The sequence below is a fragment of the Corallococcus exiguus genome (assembly GCF_009909105.1).
GTDB lineage: Bacteria > Myxococcota > Myxococcia > Myxococcales > Myxococcaceae > Corallococcus > Corallococcus exiguus.
In genome coordinates this window covers 1,534,017-1,549,878 of record NZ_JAAAPK010000001.1, presented here as the reverse complement: position 1 = coordinate 1,549,878, position 15,862 = coordinate 1,534,017, and the positions used below count along the sequence as shown (strand labels likewise).

The 15,862-nt window shown below is 70.1% G+C and carries 15 protein-coding genes; 5 read left to right on the top strand and 10 right to left on the bottom strand.

The window, feature by feature from the left end; translation table 11 throughout:
• Positions 1–34 precede the first annotated feature (34 nt).
• From GTZ93_RS06380 to GTZ93_RS06370, 3 genes are all read right to left on the bottom strand, one after another.
• Positions 35–835, bottom strand: a complete 801-nt coding sequence (locus GTZ93_RS06380; RefSeq protein ID WP_139919854.1) for a hypothetical protein — start codon at positions 833–835, stop codon at positions 35–37.
• Positions 836–944: 109 nt separating this feature from the next.
• Positions 945–2,537 carry a M56 and MltD domain-containing protein gene (locus GTZ93_RS06375; protein WP_161662672.1) on the bottom strand — a complete coding sequence of 531 codons (1,593 nt, stop codon included), beginning with the start codon at positions 2,535–2,537 and terminating at the stop codon, positions 945–947.
• Entirely contained in the window at positions 2,534–2,938 is a 405-nt protein-coding gene (locus GTZ93_RS06370; protein ID WP_167547819.1) for a BlaI/MecI/CopY family transcriptional regulator, read from the bottom strand. The genes GTZ93_RS06375 and GTZ93_RS06370 overlap by 4 nt, the downstream gene beginning before the upstream one ends.
• A gap of 147 nt (positions 2,939–3,085) precedes the next feature.
• Between GTZ93_RS06370 and GTZ93_RS06365 the strand changes: the two genes are divergently transcribed.
• From GTZ93_RS06365 to rimO, 4 genes are read left to right on the top strand one after another with little or no spacing between them, the layout of a single operon-like run.
• Positions 3,086–4,726, top strand: a complete 1,641-nt coding sequence (locus GTZ93_RS06365) for a ribonuclease J (RefSeq protein WP_139922993.1) — start codon at positions 3,086–3,088, stop codon at positions 4,724–4,726.
• Positions 4,727–4,756: 30 nt separating this feature from the next.
• Positions 4,757–5,254, top strand: coding sequence for a YajQ family cyclic di-GMP-binding protein (locus GTZ93_RS06360; protein WP_139922995.1), 498 nt, complete (start codon positions 4,757–4,759; stop codon positions 5,252–5,254).
• Between the two features lie 15 nt (positions 5,255–5,269).
• Complete coding sequence (locus GTZ93_RS06355; protein WP_120578720.1) at positions 5,270–6,385, top strand: hypothetical protein; 1,116 nt, start codon at positions 5,270–5,272, stop codon at positions 6,383–6,385.
• Between the two features lie 33 nt (positions 6,386–6,418).
• The gene (rimO, locus tag GTZ93_RS06350; RefSeq protein WP_222595317.1) at positions 6,419–7,819 is read left to right on the top strand and encodes a 30S ribosomal protein S12 methylthiotransferase RimO; all 1,401 of its coding nucleotides are present in this window, start codon (positions 6,419–6,421) and stop codon (positions 7,817–7,819) included.
• A 237-nt stretch (positions 7,820–8,056) separates the two neighbouring features.
• Here the strand turns inward: rimO and GTZ93_RS06345 are convergent, their stop codons facing one another.
• From GTZ93_RS06345 to rplU, 6 genes are all read right to left on the bottom strand, one after another.
• Positions 8,057–9,475: a hypothetical protein gene (locus GTZ93_RS06345; protein ID WP_139922998.1), complete on the bottom strand. Its 1,419-nt coding sequence runs from the start codon at positions 9,473–9,475 to the stop codon at positions 8,057–8,059.
• 15 nt (positions 9,476–9,490) lie between these two features.
• Complete coding sequence (locus GTZ93_RS06340; protein WP_161662671.1) at positions 9,491–10,297, bottom strand: LolA family protein; 807 nt, start codon at positions 10,295–10,297, stop codon at positions 9,491–9,493.
• Between the two features lie 81 nt (positions 10,298–10,378).
• Positions 10,379–11,059, bottom strand: coding sequence for a TrmH family RNA methyltransferase (locus tag GTZ93_RS06335; RefSeq protein WP_139921354.1), 681 nt, complete (start codon positions 11,057–11,059; stop codon positions 10,379–10,381).
• A gap of 4 nt (positions 11,060–11,063) precedes the next feature.
• On the bottom strand, positions 11,064–12,377 hold the full coding sequence (gene obgE, locus GTZ93_RS06330; protein WP_139921356.1) for a GTPase ObgE: 1,314 nt from the start codon (positions 12,375–12,377) through the stop codon (positions 11,064–11,066).
• 128 nt (positions 12,378–12,505) lie between these two features.
• Positions 12,506–12,781: a 50S ribosomal protein L27 gene (rpmA, locus tag GTZ93_RS06325; protein WP_120536731.1), complete on the bottom strand. Its 276-nt coding sequence runs from the start codon at positions 12,779–12,781 to the stop codon at positions 12,506–12,508.
• Positions 12,782–12,827: 46 nt separating this feature from the next.
• A complete protein-coding gene (rplU, locus tag GTZ93_RS06320; protein ID WP_120580525.1) occupies positions 12,828–13,136 on the bottom strand; it encodes a 50S ribosomal protein L21 in 309 nt (102 codons plus the stop codon).
• A 273-nt stretch (positions 13,137–13,409) separates the two neighbouring features.
• On the opposite strand from rplU, the gene GTZ93_RS06315 reads away from it, so the two are divergent.
• Positions 13,410–13,784, top strand: a complete 375-nt coding sequence (locus tag GTZ93_RS06315; RefSeq protein WP_139921358.1) for a hypothetical protein — start codon at positions 13,410–13,412, stop codon at positions 13,782–13,784.
• Positions 13,785–13,815: 31 nt separating this feature from the next.
• On the opposite strand, the gene GTZ93_RS06310 is transcribed toward GTZ93_RS06315, so the two are convergent.
• Complete coding sequence (locus GTZ93_RS06310; RefSeq protein WP_139921359.1) at positions 13,816–15,855, bottom strand: protein kinase domain-containing protein; 2,040 nt, start codon at positions 15,853–15,855, stop codon at positions 13,816–13,818.
• Between the last annotated feature and the right edge of the window lie 7 nt (positions 15,856–15,862).

Here is a 15,862-nt window from a genome sequence, read left to right as displayed (position 1 = left end):
CCCGGCCGGGGTCATCCTCGCCGCGCATGCACGGTCAGGGCAGGTCGCCCCGGGCCACGCCCAGGCGCATGGCCTCCGCGAGTACGTCCAGGCCATGCGCGGTGTTGATGCGGGAATGAGCCATGGTGCCGCTGACCACCTGCACCGCTCCGCCCAGCACGAAGGGCACGGGCCGGCGTCCCAGCCGCAGAAGCCGCTCGTCGTAGAACGCGGCCGGGGCGCGCTCACGCACCAGGCGCGCCAGGGTCACCATGTTCGCGGTGCGCGACGCCTGCATCGCGGGTCCCAGGCACGAGAAGTCAAAACCCACCTCCGGCAGCACGGCGCCCCGGCCGTCACGGTCGAAGACGAAGACGACTTGCGACGTCTCCTCCTGCGAGCCGCGCACGCTCTTCTCCGCCGTCTTCGTCAGCTTCAGGCCGCCCGTGAGGAGGGCCGTGCCCAGCGCCACCTGTGTCGTCTTCTCCGTGTGCTCGCTCTGCGTGCGCAGGGACGACGCGCCCCGGAGGATGAGCGTCACGTCCTCCAAGGCCATGGTGAGCGGCGCGCCCGCGCGAGGCGTGAACGTCGCCTGCGCCGCGCTGAACGTGACGGTGCGTGCCGTGACGCGCTCCGCGACCTCCGACTCGTCGATAGCGAGCGCCGCGAGGCCCGCGTCCCTGAGGGTCTTCACCAGGGCATCCGCCGCATCGGGAGCCAGGCGCGCAATCAGGGCGGGAGGCTCGGGGGCCAGCCGCATGCGGGCCTCCGCAGGGGCCATGCCCGCCGCGGCGGCGAGCACCTGGGCTGCTTCCGGAACCTCACCCGCGGGACGAACGAGCGCGACGATCTTCATGGCGTTTCCCACCCCTGGCACTGAGCGCCGCCATCCTCGCGCGAAAGCAGGGTGGCGAGCATCCGAACCCCGGTGTGGCGGGGACATTCCCCGCGCGGTGGACAAACGCTCAGTCGAGCAGGTGCGGGTTGCGCAGCAGCAGCACTCCGGCCTGCACGGTGGCGGTGTAGCCATTGAGCTTGCCTGTGCGCACCAGCTCGCTCACGTCGCGCACGCCGCTCTCCGCGAGGACTCGGTCCACCACACCCTCACCCTGGTTGTAGGCCGCGAGCGCGAGCCGCCAGTCGCCGTAGCGCTCATACAGCGCCTGGAAGAGGGACGCCGCGGCCTCCGTTTCCCGCGCCACGTCCAGCCGCTCGTCACGCCCCGCCTCCACCTTCAGGCCGTAGCGACGCGCCGTCTCCGGAATGAACATCCACACACCCGCGCCCCGCGGCCCCGGCGCCATCGACGGCTCGCGAGACGTCTCCGGCAGATTGCTCACCGCCGACTCCACCATCGCCACCGCGAGCAGCCCCTCCGGCAGGGAGCGCGAGCGCAGCGTGCCCGTCATCGCCTCGCGGTGCTCCTGGAGGTTCGCCAGCGCCTTGCGCATGAAGTCGCGGCCCTTCGGCGTGGTGACGAACTTGTTGAGCTGTTCGACCACGGCGGCATCCACCACCACCGGCAGGTCCCCCGCCTTCTGCCCCGCCTCCGCCAGGGCACGCGCCTCCGTCAGCGACACCGCGCGTCCCCGCACCGTTCCCTGCGCCCACAGCGCCAGCGGCGCGAGCACCAACGCCAGCGACAACGACAGACCCAGGGTGCGCACGGGGCTACGGGGACGAGGCTGGAACAGCATGTGGATCCTCCTGACAGTGGGGTGGGACATGCCGGTGACACCGGCGGGAAGAGAAAGGGCAGCAGGGACACGCAGCGACGCCTGCAACAGGCACCGCGCATACGCATCCGCGGACACGTTCTTCATGGCGACGAGCGCCTCGTCACAGGCGAACTCCTGACGCTCCGCCAACCACCGCGAGAACGCCCGGGCGAACGGATTCCAGAAGAAGGCGCTGTCGAACCCCAGCCGCGCATAGGCAAACACCGTGTCCCTCTGCCGGTGGTGTTGCAGCTCATGCCGCACCGTGAGCCGGAGCGCCTCCGAGTCCTCCAACACCTCAGCGGGAACCACCGCCCACGCGCCTGCAAAGGGGAACCACACGGAGAACGCGCCGTCCGCCGCGTCCCCCAGCACCACGCGCACGCGGCCCACGCGGCGAAGCACGGGCAGCGCCTCCAGCTTCCGCCGCAAGCGCGCATACCGCCGCAGCTCCCACGCCAGGAACGCCAACGCCCCCGCCCCCACCAACCCCATTCCGACCATCGCCCACGGCAGGCCCATGCCCGAGGACCGCGTCTCCGTCACGGCGCCGAGCACGGGCCGCGCTTCGACAGGCGTCAGCGGCGCGGCGTAGCTCACCAGGGAACGCTCGAACTTGAAGAGCGGCGCCGACGGCATCCACTCCCGCGCGGCGAGCGCCACGAACGGAAGGAGCACCGCCAGCCCCAGCGCCACCCGCCCCACGCGCAGCGTCTGCCGCGCGTCCAGCCTCCGCTCCATCCCCAACGCCAGCGCCGCGCGCAAGAGCCCGAAGCCCACCGCCACCAGCACCGCCGCCGTGAGGTACGCAGCCAGCACGTCCCGGACGAAGGCACTCATCCCCGGCCTCCCTTGCGGCCCAGCAGCTTGCGGATCTGCTCCACCTCCTCTGGGGACAGCGGCACCGCCTCCACCAGCCGCGCCACCAGCGACGACGGCGTCCCGTCGAACACCGTCGCCACCAGGTGGCGCACGCTCTGGGCCTCGTAGGCCTCGCGAGACAGCCGCGCCGAGTACAAGTGCCCCCGCCCCTCCTTGCGGCTCTGCACCACGCCCTTCTGCTCCAGGATGCGCAGCACCGTGGACACCGACGTGTAGGCCAGCTTGCGCTCCGGCGGCAGCGCCGCGAGCACGTCCGCCACGCTCACCTCCCCCAGCTTCCACACGAGCTGCATCAGCTCCAGCTCCACGGGCGTGAGCGGCTTGGACTCCTCGACGGACGGCGGCTTCGTCACGGGCATGGCCTCCCGGCTTCGAACTAAACCCTTAGTTCGAATACAACTAAGCCTTTAGTTTGAATCCGTCAAGCAGGCGGGCGGCGGCTCGCGGTGGTGGGGTGTGCGGATTCCTACGCACTGGAGGGGCCGGGCCCTTAGACTTCCGGACACATGCTCCACGTCATCCCTCTGGGCGGCCTTGGCGAAATCGGCCTCAACGCCATGGTGCTCGCCTGTCGTGGGGAGATGCTGCTCATCGACGCCGGCCTGATGTTCCCCTCGTCGGGAATGCCCGGCGTGGACATCATCGTCCCAGACTTCACGCACCTGCGGCGCAACGCGGCCCAGCTCAAGGGCGTGCTCCTCACGCACGGGCACGAGGACCACATCGGCGCGCTCCCCTACCTGCTGGGCGACATGCCCGTGCCCATCTACGGCACGCGCTTCACGCTCGCGCTCGCGCGTCAGCGCCTGGAGGAACTGGGCGTGAAGGCGGACCTGCGCGAAATCGAGCCGCGCACGCCCTTCCCCGTGGGCAGCGTCTTCAGCGTGGAGGCCACGCGCGTGACGCACACCGTGCCGGACGCGGTGGGCTTCATCGTGCGCTCCCCCGAAGGCACCGTCATCCACACCGGCGACTTCAAGCTGGACCCCGACCCCATCGACGGCCTCAAGACGGACCTGGAGCGCTGGGGCGAGGCGGGCGACGAAGGCGTGGTGTGCCTGCTGTCGGACTCCACCAACTCCGAGCATGTGGAAGAGACCGGCAGCGAGCGCGTGGTGCAGACCACCTTCGAGCGCCTCTTCCACGAGACGAAGGGCCGCATCGTCGTGGCCCAGTTCTCCTCCAACCTCCACCGCGTCCGGCACCTGCTGGACCTGTGCGAGCGCACCGGCCGGCTCGTCGCGCTCCAGGGCCGCAGCATGGTGCGCAACGTGGAGCTGGCGCGGGAGATGGGCTACCTGGACGTGCCCGACTCGCTCTTCGTGCACCTGGACAACGTGCCCAAGCTCGCGCCCCACCGCGTGGCGGTGCTCACCACCGGCGCGCAGGGCGAACCGCGCGCGGGCCTCACCCAACTGGCGAATGGCGATGGGCCCGTGCGCCTGGAGCCCGGAGACACCGTCATCGTCAGCGCCCGGCCCATCCCCGGCAACGAGCGCTCCGTGGGCGCGCTGCTCGACCAGCTCCACTGGCGCGGCGCCCGCATCGTCTACGCGCAGGTGGAGCCCGGCGTGCACGTCTCCGGACACGCCAGCCGCCCCCAGCAGCGCCGGGTGCTGGAGTTGATCCGCCCCCGGAATTTCATCCCCGTGCATGGGGAAGTCCGGCACCTGCACCGACACCTGACCACCGCCCGCGAGGCCGGCATGGCGGCGGAGGGCCTGCTGCTGGCCCACGACGGGGACGTGGTGACGTTCGAGGAGGGGCGGGGCCGTTTCACTGGCAGCGTGCCTTCAGGGCGCATCATGATGGAGCGCTCCGGAGACGGGGTGGTGACACCGGAGACGCTGGTGGAGCGCAACCGGCTGGCGGAGACGGGCGTGGTGGCCGCGGCGGTGGTGCTCCGGCGCGACACCCAGGCGCTGGTAGCGGGGCCCCAGCTGTCCGGCCAGGGCCTCAGCCCGGACGAGCAGGGCGTGCTGGCCCGGGTGGCCCAGGACGCGCGGGCCTTCTTCGAGGAGCTCAACCCCCTGCTCCGAGGGGACGACGCCCTGGCGCGGGAGGAGCTCGTGAAGGCGGTGAAGCGGGCCTTCAAGCAGCACACCTCCCGGCGCACCCTGGTGGTGCCCTTGGTCGTCCGGGTGTAGGTATGGTAAGGGCGCGAAAAGGTCCCCCCCATGCCCTCCTTTGACGTCATCTCCAAAATCGATCTGGCTGAACTCGACAACGCGGTCAATCAGACCCGGAAGGAGCTCAGCACCCGCTACGACTTCCAGGGCGTGAAGGCCGAAATCGAAATCGCTCCGGATCATTCCTTGCTCACGCTGAAGACCAACAGCGAGGAGAAGCTCCAGGCCGCCAAGGAGGTCCTGCTCGGCAAGCTGGCCAAGCGCGGCATCAGCCTGCGCGTGCTGGAGTTCGGCGACATCGAGAAGACGGGCCTGTCCAACGTCAAGCAGCCCATCAAGCTCCAGCAGGGCATCCCGGTGGAGAAGTCCAAGGAGCTCATCAAGGTCCTCAAGGAGTCGAAGATCAAGGTGCAGGGCTCCATCCAGGCGGATCAGCTCCGCGTCACGGGCAAGAACCGGGACGACCTGCAAGAGGCCATGGCGCTGTTCCGCAAGGAGCAGGACCGCCTCAGCCTGGACATGCAGTTCACCAACTTCCGCGACTAGAGGCGCCCCTCCGCCATGCACGCCGCCCGTCTGGCCTCCCTGCCGCTCTGCCTGCTCTTCGCCACCGCCTCGCTCGCGCAGGACGGGGCGCCCCGGCCCAGCAAGCCGGTGCCCGTGCTCAAGAAGGCACCCCGGCCGGAGAAGGGGCTCAAGGACTTCGGCTCGCCGCTGGTCCTCAAGCCGCTGTCCACCGAGGGCGCCACCGCCAACTTCTCCGCCCGGGTGGGCTGGCGCAAGGACACGCTCTTCGTGGGCGTGGAGGCCACGGACAACCAGCTGCTCGCGGGTGACATCATCACCCTCACGCTCTACTTCCCGGACTCGGGGACCACCGCCACGGGCTACACCTACCGCTTCGCCTTCGACGGTCAGCGCACCTCCGGGGCGGACAGCGGCACGCCCAGGTTCGCGCAAAGCCTGGTGAACGCCGCCGTGCACCGCCAGGGCGACACCCTGTCGGTGGTGGCGATGATTCCCGTGCGCGCCCTGCCCCGCTTCCCCGCCGTGGATCCGCTCGTCATGGACCTCTGCATCACCTACGAGGACCAGGACCAGGTGGGCGCCAAGGTGGTGCCGGTGTCCAACTGCAAGGGCGGCACCATGCCGGAGGGTGAAGCGCTGCGCCTGCCGGACGAGGCGCGCAAGAACCTCAAGCTGAAGCCCCCCGCCAGCGTCACCGCGCTGGAGGCGGCGCCCACCGGCTGGCTGGGCTGGAGCCTGTTCAGCTACCCGGACTGGGCCCAGGGCGAACAGGCCCTCACCCCCGCCTCGCTGCGCGCGCTGGTGGCCCCCACGGCCGTGGACGCCTCGAAGATGGGCGTGAACCTGCCGGAAGCATTAAGCCTGCCGGACGGACGACCGGTCGTTACCGTGCTCACTGGGAAGAATCCCTATGCCGTCGAGGGTCAATGCGACTCCGACGACGAGCTCCGCATGGGGCTCTATGTGGTGTCGGGGAAGACAGCCCAGCGAGTGCTCGACTGGCCGGCCGCCACCTGTGCGCTGGGTCGCGCCACTTCGGTGGAGCTGGAAGAAGACGGGGCGCTGAACATCGGTTACTCGAACGGCGCCATCATCAACTTCGTTTGGAGTGCGGACCACTTCGAGCGAACGCAACTGGGAAAGCGGTAGACGCGCGTGGAAGAGACCAAGAGCCTGTACATGATGACCCTCGGCTGCCCGAAGAACCGGGTGGACTCCGAGGTGATGCTGGGCACGCTGCGCACGCGTGGCTATTCGCTCGTGCAGGAGGCCTCGGAGGCCGAGGTCATCGTGGTCAACACGTGCGCCTTCATCGGGCCGGCGAAGCAGGAGTCGGTGGACTCCATCCTGGAGATGGCGGAGCTGAAGAAGTCGGGCTCGTGCAAGACGCTCGTCGTCACCGGCTGCCTGTCCCAGCGCTACGGCCAGGAGCTGTCGCAGGAGATGCCGGAGGTGGACCACTTCCTGGGCACCAGCGCGTACGCCCAGATTGGCGACCTGCTGGCCGCGGAGGCCACGCCGCGACAGGTGATTCCGGATCCGGACTACATCCACAACGCGGAGACGCCGCGCATCAACTCGATGCCGAAGTACACGGCGTACCTGAAGATTTCCGAAGGGTGCGACAACGCCTGCGCGTTCTGCATCATCCCCACGCTGCGCGGCGGCCAGCGCTCGCGCACGGTGCAGGACATCGTGGCGGAGGCGCGGAACCTGGTGGACAGCGGCGTGCAGGAGCTGAACCTGGTCGCGCAGGACCTGACGGCGTACGGGCATGACCTGCCCGGCAAGCCGAAGCTCCACGAGCTGCTCAAGGAGCTGGTGAAGGTGGACGTGAAGTGGATCCGCCTGCACTACGCCTACCCGCGCGTGTTCCCGGACGAGCTCATCGACGTCATCGCCACCGAGCCGAAGATCGCCAAGTACCTGGACATGCCGGTGCAGCACGCCAGCGACAAGCTGCTCCTGTCCATGAAGCGCGGCCGCAACTCGGAGTTCCTCAAGAAGCTGCTGGGCAAGCTGCGCGAGCGCGTGCCGAACCTGGTGATGCGCACCTCGCTCATCGTCGGCCTGCCGGGTGAGACGGAGGAGGACTTCGAGCTCCTGAAGGAGTTCGTGAAGGAGCAGCGCTTCCAGCGCCTGGGCGTGTTCCAGTACTCGGACGAGGAGAACACCGCCGCGTTCGACCTGCCGAACAAGGTCCCGGCGAAGACCATCGAGCGCCGCTGGCGCGAGGTGATGGCCATCCAGAAGCGCATCAACCGCGAGCAGAACAAGAAGCTCGTGGGCCAGAAGCTCACCGTGCTGGTGGAGGGCCCCAGCGAGGAGTCCGAGCACCTGCTGGTGGGCCGTCACGAGGGCCAGGCGCCGGAAATCGACGGGCAGGTCTACATCAACGACGGTCTGGCGTACCCGGGCGAGTTCGTCACCGTGGAGGTGACGGAGGCGCACGACTACGACCTCATCGCCCGCGTGGTGGAGCGCCCGGATCCGAAGCAGCGCGAGCACACCCCGCGCGAGGCCCATCCCGCGCCCGTGCCGATGAAGGCGCTGGCGCGTCCGCCGGAGCCGCGGCCGGAGTAGCCCGTCACCGCGAAGGCCGTGCCCCGGGCCCGCCCCGTCCTCCCCACCGGAGGCGGTCGCGGGCCCGAGCCGTTCGTGGGCCCGATGCGCCGGTGACCGGCCAGCGCTCCGGGCAGATGCAACCGGCATCGGAGCCAGCACCGCGATGAGCGGCGCTCGCGGGTCCACCGGCGCATCCTCGGGCTCCAGCGCACTCGCCGACGGGCGGGGGCCGCGAATTCGAACCGTTCGTGGGCCCTACTTCGGATCCTCGGGCTCCAGCTCGCGCTCCTCGACAGGCGGCGGCTGCGGACCCGAGCCCTTCGTCGGCACCGCCACGCCCTCGCCCAGTGGCGTGGGCTGGCACTCGCACACGGTGCGCCGCGACGCGGACTCGGTGACGAAGGCGCACGTCGTGGGGCACTCGGGCTGACGCCCTTCCTCCACCAGCGACACCACGTAGCTCTTCGCGCCCTGGAGCGCGGCGTGGCACGCGGGCAGGGTCTTCGCCAGCGAGGCCCACGGCAGCCGGTGCTGCGTGTTGGCGCCACGGGTGGTGGTCGGGAAGCTCAGGCCCACCTGGCAGCCCGTCTCCAGACGCTGACCCTCCACGCCCCGAGGCTCCACGTACAGGCGCACGCCCTCCGGCACGTCCCGGAACACCTCGCCGGAGAGGGCCACCGCGCCGTCGGGCTCCTCGCGAACGAAGATGCCGTAGCAGCCCTCCTCGCTGAACGCGCCGCCCTCGCCCGCGCACTGCTGCCGGCCTCCGCCCACGGGCGTGCGCACGTGGGGCCTGCGCAGCACCAGCGCCCCACCCTGCGCGTCCACGGTGGTGGTGAAGCGGCCCCACACGTCCGGCCCCAGCCGGCCCAGGCTGCTCCGCGACGGCCAGCGCCCAGCGGCCTCCATCACCAGGGGCTTCACGCCCAGGCCGTCGGCCACCTCCACCGCGTCCACCACGAAGGTGCGCGGCGGCAGGCCCGCGGCCGTCTCCAGCGGCTGAAGCCCCTGCCCCAGCGCGGGGTCCACCGCCAGACGGGAGAAGGGCTCACGTGTGCCCAGCACGAAGGGGCCGGTGATGCTCGCCCCGCCCTGCGTCACCTGCACGGCCAGGAGCGGCCAGTCGCCCAGCGGCTCGCGGCTCAGCTCCACCACGTGCGACTCGCGCACGGCGTCCGTCCCGCGCAGCTCCGCGTCGTAGGCCTCCCGGGGACGTGAAGCGGTGAAGGTCACCTCGCGGCGCAGCGGATCCACCGTGAGGGCATACGGAAACAGCACGTCCTGCCCCAGCGTCACCGAGCAGCCCGTCTCACCGGAGAGCAGCAACGTGCGCAGGGGCGGCGACACCGGGCCCACCGTCAACGGCGGCGCCGGAACCTCCGGCCAGGAGCGATGACCTCCGGAGGACTCCGGCACGCGAGCGGTCCCCGCGGCCGCGGGCGGCGCGCCGTCGAAGCAGCTGGAGGACACGAGCGACAGCGGCCGCGTGACGTCCAGCACCACCGGCACGGCCCGGTTCCCCAACCGCCCCGCCACCGTCAGCCGCAGCGCGGGCGACGACAGGAGGGGCAGCGTCTGCCCCGCGAGGCTCGTGGGACGTAAAGGGCCCGCGGGCGCGGTGGAGTGACACCCCGCGCCCAGCAGCACGCATCCCGCCAGCAGCACGCCGCGCATGGAGGGCGGGCCGTCCTACTGCGCCTTCTTGGTGAAGTCGTCCACGCGGGTGCCCTCGGGCGGGTTCAGCTTGAAGCTGTCCGCGGAGATGCCCACGTTCGTCTTCAGGTCCAGGAAGGCGATGGTGTTCTCACTGCCGTCCGGATCCACCACCGTGCTCTTGAGCACCTGCGCCGTCGAGGGGTCCACCTCCAGGCGCACCTGGCGGAAGCGCGGCTCGTTCTTCAGCGGATCCAGCACCAGTAGCGTGCCCTTGCAGTCCTTGCAGGCGCCCTTGGTGATGGCGAACTCGTCCGCCAGCTTCCCCTGGCCGAAGAGGAACGTCACCGACGCGGACAGCTGGCTGGTGTCCATGGCCGCCACCGACAGCGTCTGCGCTTCCGGGTCGTGCATGTAGACCTTGTTGCCCGCGAGCACGAACGTCCGCTTGGACGGGTTCTCGTACTCCCAGCGCATCAGGCCCGGCTTCTTGTAGGTCACCGTGCCCGTGGACGTCTGCGTGCGGCGGAAGGCCTTGTACTTGTAGTCCTGCTTGAAGCCCGCCTTGAAGTCGCCCGTCTTCTCGTAGAAGGCCTGCATCCGGTCCACGAGCGTCTTCACCTCGGGCGCCATCGGCTTCGGAGTGGCGCTGGCGGCGACGCTCGCGTCGCCCTGCTTCGCGGCGGGGGGCATGGCGGCCGTGCCGGCATCCTTGGGAGCGGCGGGCTGCGGCGCGGCGGCGGGGGCCTTGGCGGCGGCCGCGGGCTTCGGCGCGGGCGCGGTGGGGGCGGCGGTGGTGGGGGCCTGCGTAAGGAGCGTGAAGAGCAGGGATTCCAGCAACATGGCGTGCGCCTCCGGAGCGGGCACCCGGGGCGCCCGCAGGGTCCATCTATCGCATCCGGACGGACCCCGGGGGACCGGCATTCACCGCTGTGTGGCTTTGACCAGACGCTTCCGCTGCTTCACGCCCAGCAGGTAGAAGCGCTCACGCAGCTCCTGGGACTCCTCGGGGGACAGGTCCCCGGAGCTCCCCAGGTGCTCGTCCCGCCAGGCGATCGCCCGGGTGATGCTGGCGGACGCCGCCGCGGAGATGTTCAGGCTCTGGCTGAAGCCCTTCATGGGCACCCAGAAGGTGCCGTCCACGCCGTTGAGCACGTCGTCGCTCACGCCGTAGCGCTCGTTGCCGAACACCATGGCGAACTTCGTGTCGAAGCGCAGGCTGTAGAGGCTGGTGGCCCCCTCGCGCAGCGCCGACGCGTAGAGGCTGAAGCCCCGCCCCTTCAGGTGCTCGCGGCACTCCGCGAACGTCTTGTAGAGGTGCACGTCCAACCACTTGTCGCAGCCCTGGGCCACCCGCAGGTTGGGGATGAAGGGCGCTTCCGGGTTGATGACGACGTGCACCTCCTGCACGCCCATGGACTCGCAGGTGCGCAGCACCGCGGCCATGTTGAAGTTGTCCTCCAGCCGGTCGAGCACCACCACGAAGTTGCGCGTGCGCTGGCTGACGACGCGGTCGATCTTCTCCTTCCGCACGTCGAGCAGGAACTGCTCCGGCTCGACGACGTCGCGCTCGAACTTCTCGTAGCGGGGGCCTCCACCAGCCATCGGCTCAGCGCCTCCCGCCGGACTTCTTCGCCGGGGCCTTCTTCACAGGAGCCTTCTTCGCGGCGGCCTTCTTCACCACGGGCTTGCGCGAGGACTTCTTCGCAGGAGCCTTCTTCGCAGCGGCCTTCTTCGCCACGGGCTTGCGCGAGGACTTCTTCGCAGGAGCCTTCTTCGCGGCGGCCTTCTTGGCCGGAGCCTTCTTGGCCGGAGCCTTCTTCGCCGGTCCCTTGCGCGCCGCCTGCTTCGCGGCCTTCTTCGCCGGAGCCTTGGAGGCGGACCTCGTCGTCGGCATCTCGACGTGGATCTTGTCGGTGCGGCCGGTGAAGAGAACCTCCGCCACCGCGTCCATCAGCGCCTGCATGCCCTCGCCCGTGGCGCAGGACACCGGGTACACGCGGATGCCCCGGCGGCGCAGCGCCTCCGTGAAGGGCCCCAGGCGGTCGCGGCCCTCCGTCAGGTCCTGCTTGTTGGCGGCCACCACCTGCGGCTTGCCGGCCAGCTCCGCGCTGTACTTCTTCAACTCCGCGTTGAGGATGTTGAAGTCGGCCAGCGGCTTGCGGCCCTCGCCCTCGGCGCCCATGTCGATGAGGTGCACCAGCACCTTGCACCGCTCCACGTGGCGCAGGAACTGGTGACCCAGGCCCACGCCCTCGCTGGCGCCCTCGATGATGCCGGGGATGTCCGCCATCACGAAGGACAGGCTGTCCTTGTACTGGACCATGCCCAGGTTCGGCACCAGCGTGGTGAACGGGTAGTCCGCCACCTTCGGCCGCGCCCGGCTCACCCGCGAGATGAACGTGCTCTTGCCCGCGTTGGGGAAGCCCAGCAGGCCCACGTCCGCCAGCAGCTTCAGCTCCAGCCGCAGGGTGATCTCCTCACCCTTTCCGCCGTCCTGCGCGAAGCGCGGCGTCTGGCGCGTGGAGGTGGCGAAGTTCATGTTGCCCAGGCCGCCCCGGCCGCCCTTGGCCGCCACGAACTGCTGGCCCGGGTCGCTCAGGTCCACCAGCAGCTCGCCCGTCTGCTCGTTGCGGATCAGCGTGCCCACCGGCACCTGGAGCACCATGTCCTCGGCGCCATGGCCGTTGCAGTCGCTGCCCATGCCGTGCTCGCCGTTCTTGGCACGGTGGTGCTGCTGGTAGCGGTAGTCCAGGAGCGTGGTCAGCTGCGGGTTCGACACGAACACCACGGAGCCGCCATTGCCGCCGTCCCCGCCGTTGGGGCCGCCGCGCTCGATGAACTTCTCACGCCGGAAGGCCACCGCTCCGTTCCCGCCGTCTCCCGCCTTCACGTAGATGCGTACTTCGTCGACGAACTTCATGGGGCGAACGCCCTCCTGGAAAAACACAAAGCGGGCCGTCCTCGCATCCACCCGTTCCCAACGGGAACAGAAGGACCGGGAACGACCCGCTCGGTAAGCCGTGCCCTGGGTCGCCCCAGGGCCACTGACTAGGCGCTCGCCTGCTCGGCGGCGGCCGGGTACACGGACACCTTCTTCTTGTCGCGGCCGAGGCGCTCGTACTTCACCACGCCGTCCACCGTCGAGAAGAGGGTGAAGTCGCGACCGAGCTTCACGTTCGTGCCCGGGTGGATGACCGTACCGACCTGGCGCACGAGGATGCTGCCCGCCGAGATCGTCTCACCGCCGTACACCTTCACGCCACGGTACTGCGGGTTGGAATCACGCCCGTTGCGCGAAGAACCCTGACCTTTTTTATGGGCCATGACACCTGCTCCTTGAAGTTCGTGTGGGGAATGCCCGGAAAGGCGATTAGCCGGAGATCGAGGTGACCTTCACCTCGGTGTACGACTGGCGGTGACCACGGCGACGGGTCCAGCCTTCCTTCTCCTTCCGGAAGTGCAGGACGCGGCGGTGCTTGTCCTGCGCCAGCACCTTGCCCACGACCTTCGCGCCCGCCACCGTCGGCTGGCCCACCTTCGGGCTCTCAGAGCCGCCCAGCAGGAGGACCTCGGTGAACGAGACCTCAGCGCCGATATCACCGGAGATCTTCTCGATCCGGACAACGTCGCCCTCGGCGACGCGGTACTGCTTTCCGCCCGTGCGAATGACTGCGTACATCGTCGAACCCCTGTCAGCTTCGGGTTGGTTCAACCCATGGAATCCAACGCGCATTTCGGACGGAGGACCGGCCGGCGCGCTAAAAGACGGCGGGACTTACGAGAATCCTGGGGGGTAGTCAAGGCAGTTGGCGGATCAGCCCGCCTCCAGCCCCCCTATTTGCTTTTGAATAGAATTCCCGGAATAAAGTCCACTGGACCGCAACGGAGCGCTCGCTAGGATGCGCGCCGCTTGCTTTCCACCTGTACCTCATCCCTGAGGGGGAGAACCATCATGAAGAAGATCCTGTTCGGTCTGGCCGCCATGGCTTCGCTCACGCTCACCGCCTGCGGTGGCGACTACTGCGATCGCAACGAGGACCTCGCCAAGGACCTGTCCTCCAAGTTCGAGGAGTGTGGCTTCGACACCAGCGCCACCCCGGACGAGCCGACGGACGCGGAGCGCGACGCCTGTAAGGAAGCCCTCGAGGACTGCTCCGACGACGACAAGGACAAGCTGGACGCGGTCCTGGACTGCATCGACAGCGTCAAGAGCTGCTCCGACAAGTCCACCGCCGAGCAGACCCGCATCCTCTCGGACCTCGTGGCCTGCTCCACGAAGGGCGGCACCGTGAGCGCGGCCTGCGCGGCCTCCATCAGCGCCGACTGATCGCCTCATCCCGCGGCGCTCGCCGCGGGCTTCAGGGCCCGGTTCCCTCCCCAGGGAATCGGGCTCTTTCATTTCGGGCACCCGGCAGGCGAGCGCCCAGCGCCCGGTCCACCACCCGGCGGCGCTGCTGGTACTCCCACTCCAGGGGGTCCAGCTCCAGTCCCCGCTCGTAGGACTCCAGGGCCCGCTGGAGCTGGCCGTCGCGCTCCAGCGCGTTGCCGGTGAGAAAGTGCACCCGCGCGGTGCCCACCGCCCGGGGCTGCTCGGCCAGGTACTCCCGGTGAAGCGCGTCCGTCTGGACCGCGGTGAGGCCCGCCTCCAGGCACCGTGCCACGCCCCGGGCATTGCCCAGCCGGGCGTCGTAACGGGCTCGGCGCAACGGCATGCCCAGGGTGTCGCCCGCGTCCCTCACGCGGATCAGCATGGACTCCAGGCGCGAGCGCTGCCCGCGCGACAGGGGCCGCTGCCGCAGCGCGGACAGGGCGGTCCACAGCTCCCGCGCGCGCTCCCGCGCGGACTCCAGCTCCACGTCCGGTGAGAGCCCCAGCACCGTGTAGTGGGTGCCCTCCCCCGCCAGCTGTCCACGCCACATGGCCAGGACGCGCTCGGCATCTGCGTCGTCCGGAAGCTCCCGGGGCGCGGGGAGCGGAGAGGCCGTGGCGCCCGCGAGGTGCTGCTCCACGCGGGCCTTCAGCGCGGCGGATGGCGCGACGAACTGCACGCCGAAGCCCGGGCGCATGCTCCAGGCCTGGGCCTGCTCGGGCGAGACGTGGCGCACCACCTCGCATGTGACGGACAGCGGCCCCGTGGACAGCGGCAGCACCACCTGGACCTGGGCGAACAGCGGGGGCAGCTCCCCCGTCGCGTGCAGGAACACGCCACCGCGCGACAGGTCCGACCCCGTGAAGACCCGGGGCTGCGCGCCCGGCTGCAGCACCACCTGCACGGGCACCGGGAGCGTCTTTCCCCCGGACGCGCCCGGCGGGGCCAGCGGAGGGGTGCGCTGGGGCCCGGTGACGGGAGTTCCCGGGGAGGCCCCTCCCTGTACAGGACGGGGAGCGCCCACGGCCGCGCGCGGCGACGGGGGCCTCGTGGCGAGGGCCTGCTCCAACGCGGCCCGCAGCGCGAGCGCGTGGGGGAAGCGTTCCTCCGGCGTCTTCGCCAGCGCGCGCAGCACCACCGCCTCCAGCGCGGGTGGCACCGAAGGGCAGATGGAGCGAAGGGATGGGGGCGTGCGCGTCTGGTGCGCCACGAGCTGGGCGGTGAGCCCCTCGTCGGGGAAGGGCAGCCGCCCGGTGAGCAGCTGGTAGGCGATGACGCCCACCGCGTACAGGTCCGCGCGGCCGTCCAGGCGCCGGCTCAGGGACTGCTCCGGGGCCATGTACTCCGGCGTGCCCACGATGATGCCCGCCACCGTCTCCGGCATGCTCGCGTCCACCAGCTTCGCGATGCCGAAGTCGAGCACCTTCACGAACGGCATCCCCCGCCCGCGCTTCACCAGGAAGATGTTGTCCGGCTTCAGGTCGCGGTGGACGATGGCCCGCGCGTGCGCCGCATGCAGCGCGTCACACACCTGCATCAGCATGGGCACCACCGCCCCGGCCGACAGGGGCGTCCCCACCCACGCCGACAGGGGTGCCCCCTCCAGGAACTCCATGATGAGGTACGGCCGGGGCGCCGAGGCGTTGAGGTCGAAGATGCTGACGATGTTCTCGTGCCCGATGAGGTTCACCGCCCGGGCCTCGGCGTGGAAGCGCTGCACCAGCTCCGGGTAGCGCGTCAGGTGTTCGTGCAGCACCTTCACCGCCACGCGGCTGCCAATGGACACGTGCTCCGCCAGGTAGACGGACCCCATGCCGCCCCGGCCCACCCGGCGCACCAGCCGGAAGCTGCCCATCTGGGTCCCCACCAGCGGGTCCACCTCGTCCGCCGCTGCCACGGCGGCCGGCGGCTCCACGGCCTTGCCCTGGCCGCCCCCCGCCTCCCGGACGAGCGTGTCGCACGACGTCCCCTCGCCATGTCCCCGCCCGCACGCTGAGCACGTGCGCTCGTTCCTCGCGACTTCGGCCATACCGCGC